15 protein-coding genes are annotated in these 22,253 nt (G+C 72.1%); 7 read left to right on the top strand and 8 right to left on the bottom strand.

The window, feature by feature from the left end:
- Positions 1-47 precede the first annotated feature (47 nt).
- Entirely contained in the window at positions 48-1,763 is a 1,716-nt protein-coding gene (locus BS80_RS00910; RefSeq protein ID WP_157535724.1) for a hypothetical protein, read from the bottom strand.
- A gap of 484 nt (positions 1,764-2,247) precedes the next feature.
- Between BS80_RS00910 and BS80_RS00905 the strand changes: the two genes are divergently transcribed.
- Together BS80_RS00905 and BS80_RS00900 are read left to right on the top strand one after the other, a co-directional pair.
- Positions 2,248-3,348: a beta-propeller fold lactonase family protein gene (locus BS80_RS00905; protein ID WP_051965575.1), complete on the top strand. Its 1,101-nt coding sequence runs from the start codon at positions 2,248-2,250 to the stop codon at positions 3,346-3,348.
- 146 nt (positions 3,349-3,494) lie between these two features.
- A complete protein-coding gene (locus BS80_RS00900; protein ID WP_232246300.1) occupies positions 3,495-4,904 on the top strand; it encodes an MFS transporter in 1,410 nt (469 codons plus the stop codon).
- Positions 4,905-4,918: 14 nt separating this feature from the next.
- Here the strand turns inward: BS80_RS00900 and BS80_RS00895 are convergent, their stop codons facing one another.
- The 3 genes from BS80_RS00895 to BS80_RS41455 form a co-directional block, all read right to left on the bottom strand.
- Positions 4,919-6,304: an amino acid permease gene (locus tag BS80_RS00895; protein WP_035792755.1), complete on the bottom strand. Its 1,386-nt coding sequence runs from the start codon at positions 6,302-6,304 to the stop codon at positions 4,919-4,921.
- 420 nt (positions 6,305-6,724) lie between these two features.
- Positions 6,725-7,912, bottom strand: a complete 1,188-nt coding sequence (locus BS80_RS00890) for an IS701 family transposase (protein ID WP_198045392.1) — start codon at positions 7,910-7,912, stop codon at positions 6,725-6,727.
- Positions 7,913-8,261: 349 nt separating this feature from the next.
- Positions 8,262-8,561, bottom strand: a complete 300-nt coding sequence (locus BS80_RS41455) for a WhiB family transcriptional regulator (protein ID WP_198045391.1) — start codon at positions 8,559-8,561, stop codon at positions 8,262-8,264.
- Between the two features lie 294 nt (positions 8,562-8,855).
- Here BS80_RS41455 and BS80_RS00880 point away from each other — a divergent pair, with 294 nt between their 5' ends.
- From BS80_RS00880 to BS80_RS00860, 5 genes are all read left to right on the top strand, one after another.
- Positions 8,856-10,295, top strand: a complete 1,440-nt coding sequence (locus tag BS80_RS00880) for a sensor histidine kinase (RefSeq protein WP_198045390.1) — start codon at positions 8,856-8,858, stop codon at positions 10,293-10,295.
- Positions 10,296-10,611: 316 nt separating this feature from the next.
- Complete coding sequence (locus BS80_RS00875; RefSeq protein WP_051965565.1) at positions 10,612-11,328, top strand: TetR/AcrR family transcriptional regulator C-terminal domain-containing protein; 717 nt, start codon at positions 10,612-10,614, stop codon at positions 11,326-11,328.
- Between the two features lie 225 nt (positions 11,329-11,553).
- On the top strand, positions 11,554-12,765 hold the full coding sequence (locus tag BS80_RS00870) for a putative adhesin (protein ID WP_035791521.1): 1,212 nt from the start codon (positions 11,554-11,556) through the stop codon (positions 12,763-12,765).
- Positions 12,766-12,964: 199 nt separating this feature from the next.
- Entirely contained in the window at positions 12,965-13,654 is a 690-nt protein-coding gene (locus BS80_RS00865) for an alpha/beta hydrolase (RefSeq protein WP_051965563.1), read from the top strand.
- 28 nt (positions 13,655-13,682) lie between these two features.
- On the top strand, positions 13,683-15,191 hold the full coding sequence (locus BS80_RS00860) for an MFS transporter (protein ID WP_083974017.1): 1,509 nt from the start codon (positions 13,683-13,685) through the stop codon (positions 15,189-15,191).
- Between the two features lie 90 nt (positions 15,192-15,281).
- Here BS80_RS00860 and BS80_RS00855 read toward each other — a convergent pair whose 3' ends face one another.
- The 4 genes from BS80_RS00855 to BS80_RS43365 all read right to left on the bottom strand — a co-directional run bounded on the left by BS80_RS00855 (position 15,282) and on the right by BS80_RS43365 (position 22,235).
- Positions 15,282-15,689 (bottom strand): aggregation-promoting factor C-terminal-like domain-containing protein, encoded by a 408-nt coding sequence (locus BS80_RS00855; RefSeq protein ID WP_035791513.1) that lies wholly within the window; start codon positions 15,687-15,689, stop codon positions 15,282-15,284.
- A 507-nt stretch (positions 15,690-16,196) separates the two neighbouring features.
- Entirely contained in the window at positions 16,197-16,991 is a 795-nt protein-coding gene (locus BS80_RS00850; protein ID WP_035791511.1) for an SDR family NAD(P)-dependent oxidoreductase, read from the bottom strand.
- A 38-nt stretch (positions 16,992-17,029) separates the two neighbouring features.
- Positions 17,030-19,126: an aminotransferase class I/II-fold pyridoxal phosphate-dependent enzyme gene (locus BS80_RS37355; RefSeq protein ID WP_051965560.1), complete on the bottom strand. Its 2,097-nt coding sequence runs from the start codon at positions 19,124-19,126 to the stop codon at positions 17,030-17,032.
- Positions 19,127-19,718: 592 nt separating this feature from the next.
- Positions 19,719-22,235 (bottom strand): alkaline phosphatase family protein, encoded by a 2,517-nt coding sequence (locus tag BS80_RS43365; protein ID WP_035791508.1) that lies wholly within the window; start codon positions 22,233-22,235, stop codon positions 19,719-19,721.
- Positions 22,236-22,253 lie beyond the last annotated feature (18 nt).

The following is a 22,253-nucleotide window of genomic DNA, read 5'->3' as shown; positions in this document are numbered from 1 at the left end:
GGCGGTTCCTCCGCTCCGGAAAGCCGCGGGGGTCGGATCACCGGCTGTCAGACGGGGGCGTGGGCCGAGGGAATCCTGTCGACCCTCTCCAGGAGGCCCTCGCACTTGCGCAGCAGTTCGGTGCAGAAGTCGTCCATCATCGCGTAGTCGCTGTCGATGGTCTCCTGGAGGCCGACGATCTGGCCGTCGGGATCGATCGCCCCGGGGGTCGCCGCTTTGTGGCCCGCGCGCAGCGCGGTCCGGAGCCTGCGAAGGGCGTGGTAGGTGTAGTCGAGCTGATCGCCGGCGTTGGACAGCTCGCCGACCACGGTGATGTCGGGATCCCACCCGTGGTCGGCCAGGACGAACCCGTAGCCCTGGGCGGCCTGCTGCTCCGCCAGGTAGTCGAGCCGCTGCTGCAGATTGCGCGAGCGCTGGTTGATCTCGACGACGAGGGCATGGGCGTCGACGTAGATCCCCTGCTTGTTGGTCCCCAGTTGGACGGAGGGACGCCACCGGCGGTGGCTGTCCGGCCAGTGGAGTTGGGCCGCTTCGAGCTCCCGGCGCAGGCGCGCGGCAGTCGTCCAGGCGCGCTTGTCGGCGGCCTCCAGGTGCTGGGCGATCGTCGGCAGGCCGATCGGCTGGTAGGGCGGCTCCACCGGCTCGGGCTCCACCGGCTCGGGCTCCGGCGCCGGGGCCTGCTGGTCCGTGGGACCGTCCCAGTCCCCGAAGACGCTCGACGCCGTACTGCTCGCGGAGGGGTCCCGGTATTTCCCGCTCAGCGCCGAGCAGAACGCGTCGTACGCCAGGCCGAGCTTGTCGACGGCGTAGGTCATGAGCTGGGTGACGAGAGCGATCTGCTCACCGGACGCTGCGGTCAGCGCTGCCGGATTGCCGAGAATCGCGTTGTAGTGATCGCCCCAGTCGATCGCGCGCCGGGACTCCGGTCCGAATCGCTTGACGAGGTCGGCGAGCTTGCTGCCGGAGGTGTCCCTGACGAGTTTGACCTGCATCATCTCGCTCATGCCGGCCAGGTCGCGGTTCCCGGTGTCCATCAGGAACGTGAAGAAGAGCCGCCAGAGCCCGTCGTCGGCCTGTTGCGTGAACAGGTCGAACGTTTCGGGGAACGGGCTCTTCCCGCGGAGCAGGGTTTTGAGGGACGTCAGGGTTTCGTCGTTGATTCCGGGCCAATCCGGCTCCGGCAGCCGCAAGGACTCGTTCGGCAGTACCTGGGCGCGTACCGTGAGCGCGCTGTAGTCGAACGGCTCGGGATCGGGCGCCAGCTCGGGCTCGGTGAACTCCGCCAACATCTCGTCCAGTCCGGGGATGTGGTCCGGAGCCACGGCCTGGAGGATATCTGCGTAGGCGAACTGCAGCAGGATTCCGGCGTAGTCCATCAGCTTTCCGAGGCTGTCGGCGGGATGCTCGAGGAATTCCTGGTCGTAGGTCCTCATGGCGCTGTCATTCTCGAACCCCCAGCTCAGGCTCCTCGACGCGTGCGGGCCGTAGGTGTCGAACAGCTCGGAGAGGTCGCTGTCCGGATCGGGGTTCTTGATCCACCCGCCGTTGTCCGTGTACGCCTTCAGGAGTTTGCTCATGACGGCAAGGTCCTGCTGGTGATTGATCTCGAGATAGTGGGTGAAGTCGTCCCACCACTCGTAACGCAGCACCACGAAGGTGTCGAATCCGGCGGGGCGCTCCGGATCGGCAGCGAGGTTCCGGATCAATGGGTGCTGGGCTTCGCGGGGGAGATCGCCAGTGCTGCACTCTTCGTAGGATTCCACGATGTCACCTCGTTCTGGAGGGTCTGCTGGGGGAAATCGCCGAGCGGGGAAAGTGCCTCCGACTTTCGTCCTCAGGAGGTTCGCCGCGCAGGCCTGTTCGTGGGGGTGAAAGGGCAGGGTGGATTTCGCTCTCGCCTGCCCCTTCGTCCCTGGCGCCCGCGACCGGATCCCGGCGCATTCACGAAACCGAGGTGATGCCTTGACAGGTGGAATCCAAAGGTGCGACGCTCGGCGCCTGCTGACGTCGTCTCAGAAATGATGATGCGTCATCTCCTTTCTGCCGCCTCCCCGCGATCGTCGCGCACCTCTCCGGGGCAGGCCCTGGCGCGTCAGCCGACACCGTTCGAGCCGGGACACCGCCGGCCCGCGGCCAGGGGCCCGATGAGCCCCGCTCAGCGCTGCCTTCCCCCCGCAGAGGCCGGAACCCCGTCGAACGATCGTCATCCGATCGCCCCTCAACCGACCGAACAGGAACAGCGAAACCATGAAGCACTCCGCAGCACTGGTGGCCGTCGCGGCCGCGATGACGGCCGCCCTGGTGACCGGGGCACCGGCCGTCGCGGCACCGGCGTCCTCCTGCCTGCCCGGCGGCGTCTACGCCTTCGTCGCCAACTCGGACAACCCGCAGGGCAGGAACACCAGCCTGGCCGTGCTCGACACCGCCTCGCACAAGGTCGTGCGGACCACCACGGGACTCGGCGAGAACCCCTCGTCCGTCGCGGTCACGGCAGACGGTGCGAAGGCCTACGTCGCGAACTTCGGAGCCGTCAACGCCGCTCCCGACGGGCCCCCGCAGACCGTCTCGGTGATCGACAACCGCTCCGGGGACGTGGCGCACGAGGTGACCGTGGGACGCGCCCCGGTCCAGGTGGCCCTGTCGCCCGACGGACGCTACGCCTATGTGGTCAACTCCGGGACGCTGCAGGACGAGGGGAGCGTCACGGTGATCGACACGGGGAACGACGAGGCGGTCGCGACCATCACCGACGGCCTGCACAATCCGGCCGGGATCGCCTTCGCCCCCGACGGGGCCCACGCCTACGTCACCAACGAGCAGAGCGGCACGCTGGCCGTCCTCGACACCGCCACCCGCACGGTCTCCGCCTCCGTCGAGCTCGGCCCGCAGGGCGCCTATCCCGTCGGCGTCGCCGTGGCGCCGGACGGGAAGCGGGTGTACGTCGCGGCCAACCTGAGCGGGGACGTGATTGTCGTGGACCCGTCCTCGGCGAGCCTCGTCGGGCCGCCGGTCCAGCTGCCCGGCGGCGGCATGCCGTACGGCATCGCCGTCACCCCCGACGGCAGTCGTCTGTACGTCACCGAGGCGGCCACCGACCAGGTCGCCGTGGTCGACACGGCCACGGCCACCGCCCTTCCCCGGACGATCACCGTCGGCCGCAACCCGACCGCCGTCGCCTTCACCCCGGACGGCCGCCAGGCCTACGTCACCAGCTCGCTGGACGATCCGCGGGGCGTCTCGGTGATCGACACGGCCGCCCGCGCGGTGGCCGACTCCGTCAACACCGGCAGCGGGCCCTTCGCCGTCGCGCTCGCCGCGATCCCGGCAGCCGCGGGCTGCCGGAGCTGACCCTGCGCCGGAGGGGCGCCGGCGCCCCGGGGGTGGGCCGGTGGGGGCGGCGTCGGAGCCGTCGGGCCGCGCCGCCGCTCCACGGTCGTCGACCGGTCCTATGGTGGACAGCGGGCGGCGGCGGCGGACCGGAGAGCGGAGACGCGGTGGACGGGCAGGAGGCCGGGGGAGCCGGACAGGCCCGCCACCGCGGCCCGGCGGCGGACGGGCGCCGGACCCTGCTTGCGGTCTGCACCGGCTACTTCATGGTGATCCTCGACGTGACGATCATCAACGTCGCCGTCCCGGCGGTCGGCCGGGACCTGGGCGCCTCGCTCACCGGAATCCAGTGGATCACCGACGGCTACACGCTGGTGTTCGCGGGCCTCCTGCTGACCGGCGGAGCCCTGGGGGATCGGCTGGGCCACCGGCGGGTCTTCTGCTGGGGCGTGGGCGTGTTCACCGTCGCCTCGGGCGGCTGTGCCCTGGCCCCCGGCACCGGCGTCCTGGTGGCGGCCCGACTGGTCGAGGGTCTCGGCGCGGCGCTGATCGTCCCCGGGTCGCTGGCCCTGCTCCAGGAGGCCTATCCCGATCCGGTGGCCAGGTCACGGGCCTTCGGGCTGTGGGGATCGATGGCGGGCATCGCGGCGTCGGCCGGCCCGCTTCTCGGCGGCCTGCTCGTCAGCACGGCGGGCTGGCGCTGGGTGTTCCTGATCAATCTGCCCGTCGGCGCCCTCTGTCTGGCCCTGACCCTGCGGCACGTCGCCGCCTCACCCAGGCAGCAGGCCCGTCCGCTGGACGTGCCGGCGCAGTGCGCGGTCGCGGCGATGGTGGCCCTGCTGACGGCCGCACTCAACGAGGCCGGCCGCCGCGGCTGGTCCGATCCGGTCGTCCTCGCCGCGGCGGCCCTGGCGGTGGCCGCCGCGGCGGCCTTCGCGGTGCGCGAGCGCCTGGCGCGCACCCCGGTGCTCCCGCTGCGGCTGCTGCGCTCGCCCTCGCTGAGCGGTGGGGCCGCCATCGGCCTGCTGTTCAACTTCGCGTTCTACGGCATGGTCTTCACCGCGAGCCTGGATTTCCAGCACCAGCGCGGCTACAGCGCCCTGGGCACCGGGTTGGCGCTCTTCCCCGCCGTCGCGATGACCATGTTCGCCTCGGCCCTGTCCGGGCGGCTCGCCCGCCGTACCGGCCACCGCCCGCTGGTGATCGTCGGCATGCTGGTGGCGGCGCTCGGGCTCGCGGGCTGGGCCGCGGCCGGGACCGATCCCGGCTACGGCCTGCTGGTCGTTCCCCTGATGGCCGCCGGCTTCGGTACCTCCTTCGCGCTGACCGGCGCCACCAGCACCGTGATGGCCTCGGCTCCCACGGGCTACGCGGGAACCGCCTCGGCCTTCTTCAACACCACCCGGCAGCTCGGCAGCGCGGCCGGGGTCGCACTGGGCGGCACGCTGCTCGCCACCGCGACCGACTACGGATCCGGTCTGCGGCTGAGCATGGCCATCGGGTCCGCCGCGTACCTCGCCGCCGCCGTCCTCGCCGCCCTGTGCGTGCCGCCCGGAGCGGCGGCGGCACAGGGCTGAGCGGCGCGGTCCCGTCAGGCCTGCTCGGGCCGGCGCCATTTCAGGACGAACCAGCCGGCGGTCAGCGCGGCCAGCCAGCCGGCGCCCACGCCGAGCGAGATCCGGGAGTCCTGGTCGAGGCTCATCAGGACGACGACGAATCCGAGGAAGGCCAGGGCGACCCAGCTGAAGAGGCTGCCGGCCGGCGCGGGGAAGGAGGAGACGGGCAGCCGGCCCGCGCGGACCGCGCGGCGGTAGCGGATGTGACTGAGGAGGATCATGCTCCAGGTCCAGATCCCGGCGACGGTCGCCACCGACACCACGTAGCCGAACGCCTTCTGCGGCACCAGGTAGTTCAGCACGACCCCGAAACCCATCACCGTCGCCGAGACGGCGATCCCGGTGGCCGGGCTCTGGCGGCTGTTGAGCCGTGCCAGGGCCCGCGGCGCCTGCCGGTTGGCGGCGAGGTCGCGCAGCATCCGGCCGGTGGAGTACATGCCCGAGTTGCACGAGGACAGGGCGGCGGTGAGGACGACGAGGTTCACGATGCCGCCGGCCAGCGGGAGGCCGATCCGGGTGAAGGCGTGCACGAAGGGGCTCTCTCCGGCGCCGAACTCGCTCCAGGAGACCAGGGAGAGGACCACCAGCAGCGAGCCGACGTAGAAGATGCCGATGCGCCAGGGCAGCGTCTTGATCGCCTTCGGCAGGGTCTTGGCCGGGTCCTTGCTCTCTCCGGCGGTAACCCCGACGAGCTCGACTCCCAGGTAGGCGAACATGACGCCCTGCAGGGTCATCAGGCTGGAGCCGATGCCGTGCGGGAAGAAGCCCCCGAATTCCCACAGGTGGGTGACGCTGGCCGTCTCGCCCACGGTCGAGAAGCCGAACGTGAGGATGCCCAGGCCGATCACGATCATGCCGAGGATGGCGGTGACCTTGACCATGGAGAACCAGAACTCGACCTCGCCGAAGATCTTGACCGAGATCAGATTGGCCCCGAACAGCAGCAGCAGGAAACCCAGCGCGCTGCACCACTGCGGGATGCCGGGGCACCAGTAGTGGATGTAGATGGCGGCCGCGGTCAGCTCGGCCATGCCGGTGACCACCCAGTTGAGCCAGTACGTCCAGCCGGTGGCGTACCCGAAGAAGGGGCCGAGGAACTCACGGGCGTACTCGGCGAAGGAGCCGGACACCGGCCGGTAGAGCAGCAGTTCGCCGAACGCCCGCATGATGGCGTAGACGACGGCACCGGCCAGCGCGTACATCAGGACGATGCTCGGGCCGGCCTTCTGGATGTTGGCACCGGCGCCCATGAACAGCCCCACCCCGATGGCGCCGCCGATGGCGATCATCTGGACCTGGCGGCCGCCGAGCCCGCGCTCGTAACCGGCGTCCTGCGCTTCGCCGGGGCCCGGATCGAGCAGGTGCGCCGTGGCGGCGGATCCGTTCTGGTGCTGGGTGGCCCGGTCTATGGACACCTTGGTTCCCTTCCGGCTCGGGGACGCTCGAGCGCCGGCGCTGACCGCCGACGCATGGGCACCACTGTCGGGGCTGGTCCCGTGATTTCTTGGATCCCTGGGGAATTGCTCGGGGCACCCGTTGGTGCCCGGACGCCTGCCCGGCCGTCCGGGCGGGCGAGTCGCCGGTGGCGCGGCTGCTACTGCTCAGCCGCCGCACCACCGGGTCCCGGGCCTCCGCGCGCGGACGACCGCCGAGCGGCCCGCGGCCCCGCCCACCGGGGCAATCGGTGCGCGGGGATTCGGAAGCCCGGACCAGTCTCGGACCGATCGGCGGGCGTGATCATGCCCGAATGGGAAGCCTTCGGGGAAGGCGCCCCGGCGTGGTCAGGACCCGACGGCCATGCCGACCGGCTCCGGCTGCCCGACGGCCTCCAGCCCCCGCAGGACGTGGAAGCCGGCGGCACCGGAGACCAGCGTCACGTGGTGGTGCCAGCCGCGGAACGAGCGTCCCTCGTGGTGCCCCAGTCCGTACGCCTCGCGCATGGCGCGATAGCGGTCGGCGGAGCGCTGGCCGAGGTCGCCCAAGGCCAGCGCCTCGCCCAGCCGGTCCGGGGTCAGGCTGGTCACCGACAGGGACCGCGGCCGGGACGGGTGGTCCGGGCGTTCGAGCACCAGGTACTGCGGGGCCGTGTACGGCCCGACGGCGATCGGTGCGACGGCGACGTGAGCGGTCCGGCCGCTTCCGTCCGTCGGGGCGTTCCGGAGCACCGCCTCGAAGGAAGCCTGCCGGAGCACCGTCCGGGCGATCTCGGCCATCGGCAGGGTGCGGCAGCGCGGCTGCTCGCCGGGCGGCGCCATCAGCTGCAGCCGCGTGGTGGGCCCGACTCGGACCAGGTAGGGCAGGCGGCGTCCCGTCAGGCCGAGCAGCAGCGGGTCCAGCACGCGCTCGTGACGGAAGTCCGCCCACACCGGGGCTCTGGGCACCGCCCAGTCCAGCATCTCGTCCAGCGTCTCCAGGACGTGGCACCACCGGGGGCGCGATCTCTCCTGGTCGGGGACGTGCGCCTGTCCGCGCAGGCCGGCGTCGTCGTCCCAGTGCCGGGGCAGCATGAGCCGCCAGTTCACCGGAAGGACGTCCTCCCCGTAGGCCAGGGAGGCGGCGAGGCCGAGCTGGCAGTGCACCGTGCGCCCCGCGGACCCGACGAACTGCCGCCCGACGCCCGCCGAGTACCGGCCGTCCTTCGGGAAGGGGACTTCGGTGAAGATCCAGCCCTGCGGGGCGCGCGCCCGTCCCGCCCGCTCCGCCAGGTGGCGGCGCACCGGCGTGGAGGACCAGCTGCTCTGGTTGACGAACTGCTGGATCGATTGGACCGCCCGCCGTCCGATGACCTGTTCCGTGATGGCGGCCGGGGTGCGCCGCCCCCGGCCGTACACCAGCCCCCGGAGGTAGACCCCGCCCCACATCCGTTGGTCGGCGCGGGGGAGTTGCGCGAACAGATCCCGGCAGTACGCGTCGAACCCGTCCTGCGGCGTTTGTGCGGCTGGATCACCCAGTGGACACGTCGGGACCAAGACCGTTCCTTCCTCCGTCGGCAGCATCGGCCCCACCCTGCTGGGCCCTCCGGTGCGGGGACACGACGGAAAGGACAAGCTTTCGGCGCGCGGGAGGCCGGTGCCGCCATCGCGTCCGACCACGGAGGAGGCCGCCGCGGTCGCGCCGCCCTGCCCGAACACCTGCCTGATCGGGTGCCCGTCGAGCGCGGGAGCTGCGTCAGGCTGGCACCGATCCGCTGGGCCGCGGCCCGCGGATCCGGCAGGGCGGTGAGGGGTCACCCGCCCTGCGGGCGCAGGTTCGGAGCAGGGACGGCTTCCGGGCCTGCGCCCACTCGATCGGTCCCGTTCCCCGATCGCCAGGACGCCGTCACCGAGCCGCGTTCCGGCCGGCGTCCTCCGACCGGCGCCGGTTGCTCGGCGTTTCGCCGCCCCACACGCCGTAGGCGGCGCGGATCGCCCGGCCGGCCGCACGGCAGGTATGGGTCACCGGGCAGGCCCCGCACAGAGCCGCGGCCTTGCGCTGCTCGGCCATCCGCGGGGAGAACCAGAGTTCACCGTCGCGGGCGAGGCAGGGTATCCGTTCGGGCGGCTGGCGCAGCACCAGGTCGCGCAGCATCTCCGGCGTGATGGCCGGCATCGGACGGGTCGGCGGGTGGGCCGTGCTCATGGGGCAGCCGTTCTGCGGACGCGGGTGGTCGGCGGGCGGGGTGTGCGCGCCCTGACCACCACCGTGGCACGGGCGAACGCCCCCGGGCTCGCCCCCACGGCCAAACCCTCGTGAAGCCGGACGGTACCGGTTCGGGGGTTTCGCTCCGTGATCCTCGCTGCGTCCGTGCCGTCCGACGGCAGCGAGTGCTGAAAGGAGCACACTGGCAGAGTCGGACGCGTCGACGTGCCGGGCCTCCGGTGGCACCGGGACCGAGCGCGGCGCGTGCACTGCGGACAGGCAGGCGGCGATGGCATGAGAACGACTCCGGCCGAACGGACGGTCCCCCCTGCCGCGCAGGACGAGGAGGGTCCGCCCCAGGGCCCCGGACGTCCGCGGGTGCCGTCGCGGGGCATCCGGTGGGCGTGGCTCACCCAGGGCGCGGCCATCCGTTCGCTGAGTGAGAAGCTGCGGCCCATCCATCTGGAGCTCTCCGACGTCGATGTCCCCGGCGCGGTCGAACGGATCCAGGCATCCCATCAGGCCAGGTCGGTCCGGATGCAGTCGATGTTGCGGGTGGTGATCATCGTGTCGATCATCGTCGACATGGTGGTCTTCCCGCCGCGGGAGCGTCCGGTCCTCTCGATCGGACTGATGGTGGTCTACGAGGTCTGGGCCCTCGGCATGCTGATGCTGGCCTGGCGCGACCGGCTCAGCCCGCGCGCGGCCTGGAGCGTCCTGCTCGTGGACCTCCCCGCGGTGACACTGCTCCTGGGCATGGCCGGCACGTTCACCGATCCCAACTGGACGTCACCGCTGTCGGCCGATGCCTACGTCCTGCTCGCCCTGCTCGCGGCCTTCCAGCTGCGCCCGGCGATCACCGCGGTCACCGGCGTGACGGCGGCCGTCACCTACACCCTGTCGTCGGCGATCGGGCACTCCCACGCCAGCCCGGACCTGCACTACAACCTGGTCCACGCGGCGGTGATCCTGGTGGTCACCCTCATCAGTGTGCTCATCTCGTGGGTCCAGCAGTCCCGGGTGGGCATGATCGCGGGCCTGGCCCACCACCGGGCCTGGCTCGTGGCGAACAACGTCGTCGCGGCCGAGCGCGAGCGTCGCGACCTCTCCGAGGCGCTGCACGACGGGCCGCTGCAGAGCGTCCTCGCCGCCCGCCAGGACATCGCCGAGGCACGTGAGCCGGGGAGCGCCACCCTTGACGAGGCACTGCATCGCGCGGACGGCGCCCTGCAGGACGCCTCGGTGCAGCTCCGCTCCCAGGTCACCGACCTCCACCCGGCCGTGCTGGAACACGGCGGACTGGAGCAGGCGCTGCGCGGACTGGGGAAACGGGCCGCCTTCCGCGGCGGGTTCACCGTCGAGGTCAGCTGCGACCGGTCGAGTCTGGGGCATGCCCTCGACGCCCTGCTGTACCACTGCTGTCGCGAACTGATCACCAACATCGTCAAACACGCACAGGCCGGCCGTGTCACCATCGACCTGGTGACCGGTCCGAACCGGGTGCGCCTGGAGATCGCGGACGACGGCGTCGGCATTCCCGACCACGTGCTGCACAGCAGGGCGGCCGAGGGGCACATCGGGCTCGCCTCGCAGCGCATCCGGATCAGCGACGCGGGCGGAAGCATGGAGATCCGCCCGAACTCCCCGAGTGGTACCACGGTGACCGTGACCGTCCCGCTGGCCGATCGCCCTGATGCTCCGGGCGGCGCAGGCCCGCCCCCACAGGGCCGGTGAGCACACCGGCAGCGGGCCTACGCCATGCCGAGCAGGTGTGCCGGCCTGCCCGGTGGGAGATCCGTCGAGTACGGGGGATTCGAGCGGATCGCTGACAGCCTGTCGCAGGCTGGTCGCCCCGGTCCTGCCCGGCAGCGCAGACGAACGCGCACGGTCCGCCCGCGACCGGGGCTTCGGAGGGCTTCCGGCGGATGCCTTGCGACGCGTCCGGCGGGTGCCTAGGGTTCCGTCCGGCAGAGCCGCCGGTGTCCGCGCCGGACGGCGCCCGCGGGCTGTCCCGACGGACTGCCGAGCCGTCGGAGCTCCGGAGGTGCTGATGGGCGTGGTTGATGTCTCGGTCGGCTCGGCCGCCTGGTGGAAGCAGCGCTATGCCGACCGTGCCGGGCGCAGACCGCGTCCTGGCGGCCTGACGATGGCGGCCATCAGCGCAGCCGCGCTGGAGATCGCCGATCGCGAGGGCCTGGAGGCGCTCACCATGCGGCGGTTGGCGGCCGTCATGGGGATCCGGCCCACCTCGCTGTACCGGCACGTGGCCGGCCGCGAGGAGCTCCTGGTCGAGGTCGTGGACCGGGTCCTCGGCCTGGTGCGGCTTCCCGATCCGGAGCTGGGGTGGCGGTCGGCCATCGTCCTGGGGGCGGGCGAGTTCCGCCGCGTCCTGCTCGACCACCGCTCGGTGGTGCCGCTGCTGACGTCCAGCCAGCTCCTGGGACCGCACGCCCTGCGGGCGCGCGAGCAGAGCCTGCGCCTGCTCACCGACGCGGGCTGGTCCTCGCAGTCGGCCGTGCAGGTCTACCTCACCGTCACCCATTTCGTCATCGGGTCGGCCCTGCTGGACACCAGCAAGGCGGCCCGAACGGCGGCCAGCCGCACGGCGATGGCCACCCTGTTCTCGGAGCTGTCCCCGGCCGGGCACCCCATGCTGCGGGCCCATGCCGCCCTGCTCGGCGGGCACGACAGCGACGCCGAGTTCCGCTTCGGCCTGCGGTGTCTGCTCGACGGGATCGTGCGCACGCCGGGCGCGCCCGGGGGCTGACCGATCGGCTGCCCGAGCGCGTGCGCCGATGTGCTGGAGAGGCCGCCGTGCGGGTCGGCGGGCCGGCCCGCCGGTCTGCCCCGAGGTACGCGCGAACGATGCGCGGTCAGGGCGAGCATGAGGCCAAGCCGGTCGTGCACGATGCCGCGACTTTCGTCACTCCCGATCGCTGTCCGGCTGATTCGCGTCGGCGAGGGACGGAGGTCCTACCGTTGGAGTGATGCCATGGCCATCTGGATTGCCGCTCACGGGCTCGAGGAGCTGCTGACCGACCAGGTCGTCGTGCCGGACGGCTGGACCGTCTCGACGTACGCCGACGACCGATCGGTCCTGGAGAAGGTCGTCGGCTACCAGATCGCCCGTACCGGGGCGGAGCCCGACGCGGCCCACACCGTCCAGGGCAACGCGCCGATCCCCAACTACCAACTGGGGGGACTGACCTTCGTCGAGGCGCTCGACTACCGCACCATCCACGGGCCGACCGTGGGACTCCTGCTCGTGGGCCACGACATCCCGGCTCCGACCAGGCTCTGCACCGGAAGCACCTGTTCGAACGTGCACGAGGACTGTGAAGGGCTGTTGGGCCGCAAGGGTCCGCTGGCCGCCTACGCCGACAAGGACATCCGGCTGATCAGCTGCCTGGAGCCGACCATCGACGGGGAACGGCTGAAGGACCACGCCCTGGCGGTGACCTCCGTCCTGCCGGGCAGCACCGATCCGGGGTTCTTCGAGAAGGTCACGCAGCGGCAGGACGACTGGCTCGCGGACATGAGGAAGGCGGCCGTCGCCGGCCGGGAGGAGCGCCAGCGGATTCTCGCCGCATTCGAGAAGGAGAACGAGGAGGACAAGGTCCTCCTGCTCCAGCGCGACGCCATCCGGAAGTTCTGCTACACCCACTACGCCGGCGAGTTCCTCGAGGCGCACAACGCGGTCAAGTTCTATCTCTGGATCGAGTCCCTCGACCGGTCGGAGAAGGAGTTCTACCTGGCCCCCGATGGCGCCTGCCCGGACGTGTGGCAGAAGTACTACGGCGTCCAGGGGTGGGTCACGACCTTCCTGGACGAGGCCACCAGGGACGGCGCGTGCGCCCGACTGCCCGGTGAGTTCCGGCAGGCGTTCGCCGAGGGGAGCATCGACCTCGTGCGCGATCCCGACACCAGGAAGTCGCTGCAGAGCGTGCAGCGCTGGGCCGCGGGTGCGTTGGGCGAGCAGCCCGGGGCGCCGGACGAGGACGCCTTCCACTTCGGCGGGATCTACTTCTCCGAGGACGCGCACGACGGCTCCGACGTCGACGACGCGGTGGAGAAGCCGAGCGGAACGGTCCCGCGCCAGAAGGACCCGTTCGACGACGATCCCTACGGCTCGGACGGCTACGGTTCGGACGGCTACGGCTCCTCCCAGCTGCGGCGGCGGTCGAGCGGCAGCGACGACGACTGACACCCGCCACCCCGTCCGGGGTGGCGGTCCGGGCCTCTTCCCCATCGGCTGACCGCGTAGGCAGGACACGGCGGGCCGGTCGGTCCCAGGCTGATCTTCGGTTGCTGGGCAGCGCAGCGCCGGTGCCCCGGCATCGGCGCTGCGGCATGCCAGGCGGACCGGACGTGATGTCGCCGAGGCGGAAGCGAGCTTTTTGAACATGACCAACATCGTCCTTGTGCACGGCCTCTGGGCCGACGGCTCCTGCTGGGACCGGGTGGTCGCATCCCTCCAGCGCGCGGGCCACCAGGTGACGGCCGCCCAGCTGCGGCTGTCCTCCTTCGAGGACGACGTGACCCAGGTCGCGCGGATCCTCGACGGCCAGGACGGTCCGACCGTCCTGGCCGGCCACTCCTACGGCGGTGCCGTCATATCGGCGGCGGGCTCCCGCAGTGCCAGGGCCGCGGCCCTGGTGTACGTGACGGCGCTGGCCCCCCAGCGCGAGGAGGAGCTGGGCGCGGTCCTCCAGCGGTTCCCGGACCTCGGACTCGAAGCGGCGATGCGGCAGGACGGCAGCGGCTACCTGACCCTGGATCCGGCCGCGTTCGCCGGGGTCTTCGCGGCCGACGCCGACCCCGGGCGGGCGGCGGTGATGGCCGCCTCCCAGAAGCCGGCCAACGGCGCGCTGTTCACCGCACGGCCCCAGGACGAGCCGGCCTGGAAGTCCCTGCCGTCCTGGTACGTCCTGGCGACCGAGGACCGGACGCTCAACCCCGACGCACAGCGGTTCACGGCGGACCGCTGCGGTGCCACCGTCGTCGAGGTCGCGGCCGCCCACGCCGCGATGGTCTCCCAGCCCCAGACCGTCGCCGCTGTGATCACGCAGGCCGCCGAGCACTGTGCCCTCTGATCCCGCCCCCTCCCGAAAAGGCTCCCCCATGAGCACCACTGTGTCCGCGAGCTCCGCGGCGCCTGTCGACCGGCGCGGCACCACGTCCCTGATCCTGGCGCTCGGCCTTGCGGCGATGGTCGTGTCGATGGCCCAGACCCAGGTCGTCCCGATCCTCTCGCTCCTCGCGCACGACCTGCACACCACCAGCTCCGGCGTCAGCTGGGTCACCACGTCCACGCTGCTGTCCGCCGCGGTCTTCACCCCGCTGCTGGGACGCGTCGGCGACCTGTACGGCAAGAAGCGCACGCTGATCGCGGTGCTGGCCGTGATGGTCGCCGGATCGCTGCTCGTGGCGACGACGACCTCGCTCGCCCTCCTGCTCGTCGGCCGCGTCCTGCAGGGCTCGGCCACCGCGATCTTCCCGCTGGCGCTGTCGGTGATCCGCGACCAGGTCCCGCACGAGCGGCTGCCGGGAGCGATGGCCCTGGTCAGCAGCACCCTGGCCTTCGGCTCCGGGCTCTCCCTGGTGGTGACCGGCCTGCTCACCCAGGGCACGGACCCCGACTATCACGCGGTCTTCTGGGCCTCCACCGCCCTGTCGGTGGCGGCACTCGTCGCCGTCCTGCTGCTCGTCCCCGAGCACGACCGGGTGGTCGGCGGCCGACTCGACTACCTCGGCACCCTCACGCTGGGCGGCTTCCTGGTCCTGCTGCTGCTCGGGATCTCCCAGGGGCACGAATGGGGCTGGACCTCCAACCGGACCCTGGGCTGCTTCGCCGGCTCCGCCGTCGTGGCGCTGCTGTGGGTGCTGGTCGAGAGCCGGGTCGCCGATCCGCTGGTGGACCTGAAGATGTTCACCCACCGGCAGGTCGCCTTCACCAACCTGATCGGCCTGCTCGTCGGCTTCGCCATGTTCGCGCAGTTCATCGGGATCTCCTACCTGGTCCAGATCCCGCACGAGCTGACCGGATACGGCTTCACCGCCTCCGTTCTGCGCGCCTCCGTCGAGTTCCTGCTGCCGGGCTCGCTCATCGCCCTGGTCGCGGCGCCGGTGGGCGGCGTGCTGGTGGGGAGGATCAGCGCCCGCCGAACCCTGGTGGTGAGCGCGCTGATCGGCGTGATCGGCTTCGTGTGGCTGGCCTTCGCCCACGGCACCAGCACCGGGGTGATCCTGGCGGGTCTGCTGACCGGCACGGCCATCGCCCTCGGCTACTCTGCCATGCCGGCGCTGATCGCGGCCAGCGTCTCCCAGGAGCAGACCGGCATCGCCAACGGCATCAACTCCATCTCCCGGTCGGTCGGCAGCTCCATCGCCTCGGCGGTGGTCACCTCGCTGCTGGCCTCCAAGCCGATCCACGGCCTGCCCCCGGGCCTCCCGCCGCTGCCGCAACAGAGCCAGTTCACCCTCACCTTCGTCATCGGCATGGCTGCCATGGCGCTGACCGTGCCGCTCGCGCTCGGCGGCCTGCTGCGCCACCACCGGCCGCACGGCGCGCCGGCCCAGGGCGGCGACTCCCGCCGACCGGAGACTGCCGCGGCACCGCGGGCGTCCTGATCCGGAGCGCGAGCCCGCCCCGCTGCGCATCGCGCCCGCCCACAGCCGAGGCTGTGGGCGGGCGCGGTGGCGTCTCTACCGGCGGAGCTCTCAGTACCAGCCGTAGAAAGCCTCGTGGGCCGCGGCGGCGATGGGGTCGCCGTAGCGCGTCACCATGTAGTTCAGCGCCTCTTGCAGCTGGTCCGGGTAGCTGTCGCTGGTGCTGGCGCCCAGGATCTGTCCCAGGCCGGCTGCCGTCGAATGCGGGTTGTGCGCCAACGGGTTCCAGCTGCTTTCCGCTGTGATGACGCTGTCGAAGGCCGCCACCTCATTGGCCGCGTCGGCCGGGAACTTCTGGCTGACCATCTGCTCGGCGCGGGACTGTTCCTGGGCGACCAGCGCGGGGCTGGGGGCCGAGTCGGCGAAGGCGGCGGGCGCCACGGCGATGCCCGTGGTGACGGACGCGGCCAGGCCCACGAGGGTGACGCTCAGGCGGAGGCGGGAGGAGGTACGGGACATGGTGGAGCGGAGCCTTTCGATAGGGGTGGCGAAGGCCCGCCTGCTGCGCGGCCGGCCTTCGCCTGCGCCGCGCCGCGGGGCGCTTCGGGGACGTGTGACGCCGGTCGTCGACCGGCGCGGAGCGGGCTCTTGCGGTGTCCTGCTCCCGTCCCCGACCTCCACGAAACCGGAGTTCGCGGTGCCGCCAGGACACCCGGCCGTGGGAGGGGCAGCCCCCATCGCGGATCCCCCGACCCGACCACCGCCGACGCGGGCCGGCCGGGCGGAAACCCCCGAGCGGCGGACGGCAGGCGCCTCGCCACCCCAGCTGGCCTGCACGGATGCGCGCACCCGGGGCGAGCGGGAGCCTCCCGCAGGCCTCCCCCGATCAGTGGGCGGCCAGGGCAGCCGGCCGCCAGCGCCGACCCGGGCGCGGCGGCGGGCCGAGCGGGCCCGGGAACGCGACAGTGGCCGGGCGGCGCATACGCGCCACCCGGCCACCACGACGATCCGCAGCTGCGGACCCTGTCACACCGCGGGCTGCTCCGGCTTGTGCTTCTGCTGCCCGAGGTCGAAGGCGTAGATCCGCGACAGGCTGTTCGGGGCCAGCTTCATGAGCGTGGACAGGAACTTGTAGCGCGCTGTCGGGATCGAGACGACCTTGCCCTTGCGCAGGTCCTTCAGAGCCTCCCGGACCAGCACACCGACGTCCACCCAGCCCCAGTCGGTCGTGTTGGGGATGCCGGCCCGGTTGTTGAAGTCGGTCAGCACGTCGCCTGGGCAGAGCGCCATGATCCGGACCTTGGAACGCCGCAGGGCCTTGCTGTAGGCCATCTCCTCGGTGTGCCGCAGCACCGCGGCGGTGCTGGTGCCGTAGAGCGAGTCGACCCAGGCCGGAGCGATGCCGCACACGCTGGTGACGTTGACGATCTCCCCCGAGTCCCTGGCCAGCATGGCGTGCAGGGCGACCAGGGAGAGATGGATCTTGGCGGTGGCGTTCACCTCCAGCATGTACATCTCCTGCTCCACCGTGTTCTGGGTGGCGCCGGTGCTGTAGCCCATGCCCGCGTTGTTGACCAGCAGGTCGACGGGGGAGCTGGTCGAGGCGAGCCGGGCGGCCACCGGCTCGCGGCCGGCGGCGGTGGACAGGTCGGCGGCCAGGACTTGCACGGTGCAGCCGTGCTGGGCGGTCAGTTCCCGGGCGAGCTGCGCCAGTTTGACGCTGTCGCGGGCGACGAGGACGAGGTTGTGGGTGGGTGCCAGCCGGCGGGCGAACTCCTCGCCGATGCCGGAGCTCGCACCCGTGATCAGAGCGGTTGCCATGGTGGTTCCTCTCGGGTTGGCAGGGTCGGCTCGGCTGGTCAGGCGACCATGGCGTGGTCGGCCTGGACGAGCCCGTGGCAGATACCGCGCAGGTCGGCGAAGGCGTCCACGATCCGGTCGATCTCCTCGGCACCGGTACCGGCGGTGACGCTCAGCCGGAGCACGGGCTCGTCGACTCCCGGTGCGATGAAGGCGTTGGTGTAGATGTGTCGCTCCGTCAGGAGCCAGTGCTGTGCCTTGATGGTGCCCACACTGTCGCGCAGCACGCTTGCCCGGACCTGTTCGATGGCCTGCCGCCGGGGGTTCTGGTGGGTGATCGCCAGGACCTCCGGGCTCTGCGCCGACCGCAGCAGGTTCTTGAGCGAGACCGTCACCACCGGGGTGGTGCCGACGGCGTCGATGCCGAGGGCGCGCAGGCGCTCGCGCAGCCGGCCGGCTCCCGCGAGCGCGGCGGCGCCCCGGTCGGGCTCGGCCGCCATGATCGAGAGTGCGCAGCGCACCGCGGCCACGACGGCCGGCGCCAGGGCGGTCGAGGGGTCGTCGCTCGGGCGGGCGGCGGCGAGCCTGTCGATGACGGCTTCGGAGGCGAGCAGGTAACCGCCCGAGGCACCGAAGGACTTGGAGAAGGTCCCGGCGATGTAGTCGACGCGGTCCGCGATGTCGAAGTGGGCTGCGGTGCCCCGCCCGCCGCCGATGACGCCCATGCCGTGGGCGTCGTCCACGTAGATCTCCGCCCCGACGGCCTCGGCGGCCGCGACGATCTCGCGCAGCGGGGCGAGGTCGGCCTCGACCCCGTGGGCGCCCTCGACCACGACCAGCAGGCGGTCGCTCTGCCGGGCCGCCTGCTGGAGCTTCAGCTCGAGGTCGGCCACGTCGTTGTGGGCGAACTTCGCGGTGCGCCGCGGCCGGCCCAGGCGGATGGCGTCCACCAGCGAGGCGTGGTTCGCGCGGTCGGTGAGCACGGTCATGTCCGGGTTCATCGCGATGATCTCCGACAGGCCGTAGATGTTGGCCAGTGCACCGGAGGAGAAGACCATCCCGGCGGCCTTCCCGCCCCAGGCGGCCAGGTCGGCGGCCAGCGCGCTGCGCAGTTCCTCGTACGCATTCCAGTCGCCGGTACCGGTCGGCGCCGCCGGGCCGTCGTCCGGCACCAGGTACAGCGGGCGGCTGCGCAGCGCGGCGAGGGCGGCGGCGGTGATCAGGGGCGGCGGGCTGGCGGCGAACATGCGGGTCGAGCAGAACGCCTCGAAGTGCTTGACGAGGTCCCAGGAGGCGGCGAGGAAGGCCCCGCCCGCGCCGAAGGACGTACCGAGCGAGCCCGTGATCACGTCCATCCGGTCGGTCAGCCCGAGCTGTGCCGCAAGGCCGCCCACCGCACCGTGCGGGCTCAGGGAGGTCTCGTGGAGGAAGATCGAAGCGCCGAACTCCTGGGCGGTCTCGGTGATTTCGGCCAGCAGGAGGGGCTCCTCGGAGTCCGTGCCGCTCTCCAGGACGAGCAGCGGCTGGGAGCCCTGCCCCGACGCCTCGGCCAGCACCCGGCGCAGGTCGGCCAGGTCGTTGTGGGTGAACTCCGCGACGTGCCGCGCGTGTGCCAGGCGGATGCCGTCGCGCAGCAGGCCGCCGATGGCACTGTCGCTGACCACGGTGGTGCCGCGGTTCATCATGATCACCTGGGCGAGCGGGCCGGTGACCGCCAGGGCGTCGGCGGTGAACACCAGGGCCGCGTCCTTGCCGATCCACGCGGCGATCTCGTGCTCGAGCCGGCACTGGATGTCGAGGTAGCCGTTCAGCAGGGGCGAGCCCGTCATGCCGACGCCGTACCGGTCGACGGCCTCATGGGCCGCGCGGCGAAGGACCGCGGCCTCGGCCCCGTGCGCCCCGGGGTTCGGCCGGCCTGACGCGGACGGCACGCAGACGCCGAAGCGGTCGATCGCGTGGTGGGCCGCCTGGCGCACCCGGATGTCGGTCGCCAGGTCGAGGTAGTCGTTCCCGCCGGCGAGCAGCTTCGGAACGCCGTCGATGACGATCCCCTGGCTGCGCTTCTGCATCACCTGCGGGTAGTACGGGTTTCCGATGTGGTCGATCAGCCGGCGCTTGGGACCGCAGTCACAGGTCGACAGGTCGTGCAGGGGCATCGGGGGACTCCTTCGGCTGTTTCTGTTGTTTCTGTTGGCCGCCGGGCAGGGCACCGTCGACGACGTGTCGCCCGGAGGCCGGAGCAGCGGGCGGCTGGGCCCGGGCTGTTCCGCCGAGGACCCGGTGTCGCCGGTGGCAGCCGACGGCCGGATCCGATGAGCGGGGCGAAGCTCGTGGTGCAGGCGGGCGTGCGCCGGGGCGGTCGAGTCGTCACTCGCCGATCCTGTGGATCCTCGTCCCGTTCCGGTCGTCCTCGTGCGGACGCCGGTGCCTGCAGGGAGCCCGGTTGCCACCTCCGGGCCCTGACACAACGGTTCCACCCGGCCTCGCGCGGGGCACCAGCCGATCGGTGGACCGGGCAGGGGAGGGCAGCCCGGCGCCCCGATCGGGCCCCTCGGCCGCGGTGCTGCGCTCCCGGGGAGTCCCGTCGCCGGGAGCGCAGCACCTTCGGAACCCGTCGGCCGTCGCGGATCGTGCGAGGCTCCCATGCTGCGCGGGGCAGCCGGGGGAGGCCTGCCCGCGGGGGCAGAGGGCGGGGCAGCGTCCCTGAGGCGATCGGGCCGCTGCTGCCGGACCTCGCACGAGCCGTTCTCAGCCGCCGAGTTGGACTGTTGCGGCGGTGACGGTGCTCGCCGCGGGGCAGAGCGAGATGCTCTGCACCTTGGTGGGGGAGGGGAGCGGGGCGGGCGGGGTCGCAGTCCCGGCGGCGGTGTCGAGGACCTGCTCGAACGCCGAGCCGCCACTGGTGACGACGCCGATGTGGAGCCGGCCGTCGGCGGCGACCGCGGCGCACAGGTCGGTGATCCGGCCGCCGTAGGTGCTGCCGTCGGCGACCGGGCCCCAGGTGTCGGCGCCCGCACGGCTGGACCAGCCGCTCGTGCCGTGCCGGGTGAGGTAGGACAGCCTCCCCGCACCGTCCAGTACGAGGACGTGGCTGTCGCCGTTGGCGGGGTCGGCGGCGATGCAGGTGCGCTGGAGGGCGCCGGGGGCCAGGCCGTTGGTCGCCGGGGGCAGGAAGCCCTGCCAGGAGTTCGAGGCGAAGCGGATGTTGTGGTAAAGCTTGCCGTCCAGTCCGATGCCGACGATCTGCGCGTCCCCGTTCGGAGCGGCGGCGATGGAGGCGTCGGAGGCGCCCCAGTTGAGTGCGCCCCAGGGCTGGAAGGTGTCGCTGCCCGCGAAGTAGATCGTGTGGTAGAGCTTGCCGTCGAGGCCGACGGCAAGGATCTGGGCATCGCCGTCGGGCATGGCGGTGGCCGCGATGCGTGGCGCGGCGAACGAGGGCGCCCCGGCGTTGCCTGGCAGGGCCTGGAATCCGCGGTAGGAGCCGGTCGCACCCGCGGTCTGGAGATACTCGATGCCGTCCGCACCGGTCACCACGTAGTAGGAGTTCGCCGAGGCGTTGGTGCGGCTGCAGACGGCGATCCGCTGGGCGTTGCGGAGGTTGTCGAGGTCGACGCCGGTGGCGGCGGGGTGCGCCGAGTAGAACGCGGCGGGCGCCGGCCCGGCCGCGCCCCACGTGCCGTCGGCGCCCGGCGCCGAGAACTGGCTCGGGCCGGCCGTGCCGTAGCTGACCGAACCCGGCGCGGGAATGGTGCCGGGACCGGTGGTCATGCAGCTCATCGCCCCGGGGCTGGTGCCGGGCGCGGCCAGCGGGGGGAGCCGGGGGAAGGTCGGCCTGCGGGCGGCGAGGGCGTCGAGGTCGAGGAAGTCCGTGAGGTCGTTGGCGTTCGCGTCGCGGTGCGTCAGCGCGGGCAGGTTCCACTTGCGCTCGATCGTCGCGAGGATCGACGTGTGGTCGTACAGCACATGGCTGACATGGTTCTGCTTCGCGTAGGGCGACACCACGACCGACGGCACCCGCATGCCGTAGCGGGTGAAGCCCTCGTAGGACGGCACCCCGGGGGAGAGCAGCGGCGGGATGCCGTCCGGGTCGAGCGCCGGTGGCGGCGGCACGTGGTCGTAGTACCCGCCGTGCTCGTCGTAGGCGACGATCAGCATGGTGCTCGGCCACTGGGGGGATGCGGCAAGGGCGTTGACCACCTGGGAGAGCAGGTCGTCGCCGTAGCCCATGAAGAACGGCGGGTGCTGGTCGTCCTCGTCCTCGTCCTGGCTCTGGTTCATCGCCTCGTCGAGGAACGTGAACGAGGGCAGGGCGCCGGCCGCCGCGTCGGTGAAGAACTGGGCCCACGGCTTGCGGTGGATCAACTCGGTGACGGTGTCGGCCCAGGGGAATTCCTCGGGAGTGGCCCCGAGCGGGAAGTCGACGTAGTAGTTCGCCCAGCTGATCCCGTAGTCGTCGAGCCGATTGAAGATCGTCGGGCCGATCGGCGCGGCCAGTGCGATGTTCTGGAGATTGCCGGCGTCCGTCGAAGGGTCGTCGGTCATGCCGCCGGAGGTCGCGCCGATGACGAAGCGCCGGTTCGGCGAGGTCTGGCCGAGCAGGGAGCAGAACCAGCGGTCGCCGATCGGGAACTGACGGGCCAGGCTGTAGGTGAACGGCAGGTGGCCCTCGTCGAAGTAGCTCATGGCGACCGGTGCGGGCACCCGCGCGTCGGGCAGGTTGACGGTGGCCGAGACGAAGCCGTCCATCGCCCCGCCGTCGAACTGCAGGTGGCTCGCCTGCCAGGACTGGTCGAGTGGGCCGCCCTGGCACGAGGTCGGCATCCGGAAGGCGCGCTGGGTGCGGACGTCCGGGTAGCCGTACGGCATGGTGGCCGTCGGCCGGCCGGCCGCGTCCACCGCCAGGCCGTCACCCCGGCCGAGCATGCCGAAGATGTTGTCGTAGGAATGGTTTTCCATGATCAGGACCACGATGTGGTCGATGCCCTGCAGCGTGTCCGTGCCGGGCGCGAGGTCGGGGAAGGGCAGCGAGCCCGGTGTTCGCAGCGAGGTCCGTCCCAGCGCGTCGAGCGCCGCCTGCTGGTTCGCGGTGTTCCGGGCCCGCGGGACGAACGGGCCTGCGGGCGCGGTGGCGGGCGCCGGGCCTGCGGCCGCGCTCGCGGCCCCCGCGGTCAGGGCGCCGAGCGCCAGGGCGGAGCCGAAGCCGAGCATGCGGCGGCGGCTGATGCCGGGCTGTTCGGGCTGGTGCCCGGCTGGTTCGCGAGTCATGGGTGACCCACCCTTCAT

Source organism: Kitasatospora mediocidica KCTC 9733 (assembly GCF_000744225.1).
In the GTDB taxonomy this organism is placed as follows: Bacteria; Actinomycetota; Actinomycetes; order Streptomycetales; family Streptomycetaceae; genus Kitasatospora; species Kitasatospora mediocidica.
This window is presented reverse-complemented; position numbering and strand designations above follow the sequence as displayed.

Bases quoted from the DNA above. Each gene is read 5' to 3' on its own strand.
- BS80_RS00905 (WP_051965575.1), top strand. From the start codon at position 2,248: ATGAAGCACTCCGCAGCACTGGTGGCCGTCGCGGCCGCGATGACGGCC.
- BS80_RS00865 (WP_051965563.1), top strand. From the start codon at position 12,965: ATGACCAACATCGTCCTTGTGCACGGCCTCTGGGCCGACGGCTCCTGC.
- BS80_RS00860 (WP_083974017.1), top strand. From the start codon at position 13,683: ATGAGCACCACTGTGTCCGCGAGCTCCGCGGCGCCTGTCGACCGGCGC.
- BS80_RS41455 (WP_198045391.1), bottom strand. From the start codon at position 8,561: ATGAGCACGGCCCACCCGCCGACCCGTCCGATGCCGGCCATCACGCCG.
- BS80_RS00870 (WP_035791521.1), top strand. From the start codon at position 11,554: ATGGCCATCTGGATTGCCGCTCACGGGCTCGAGGAGCTGCTGACCGAC.
- BS80_RS43365 (WP_035791508.1), bottom strand. From the start codon at position 22,235: ATGACTCGCGAACCAGCCGGGCACCAGCCCGAACAGCCCGGCATCAGC.
- BS80_RS00850 (WP_035791511.1), bottom strand. From the start codon at position 16,991: ATGGCAACCGCTCTGATCACGGGTGCGAGCTCCGGCATCGGCGAGGAG.
- BS80_RS00880 (WP_198045390.1), top strand. From the start codon at position 8,856: ATGAGAACGACTCCGGCCGAACGGACGGTCCCCCCTGCCGCGCAGGAC.
- BS80_RS00875 (WP_051965565.1), top strand. From the start codon at position 10,612: ATGGGCGTGGTTGATGTCTCGGTCGGCTCGGCCGCCTGGTGGAAGCAG.
- BS80_RS00855 (WP_035791513.1), bottom strand. From the start codon at position 15,689: ATGTCCCGTACCTCCTCCCGCCTCCGCCTGAGCGTCACCCTCGTGGGC.
- BS80_RS37355 (WP_051965560.1), bottom strand. From the start codon at position 19,126: ATGCCCCTGCACGACCTGTCGACCTGTGACTGCGGTCCCAAGCGCCGG.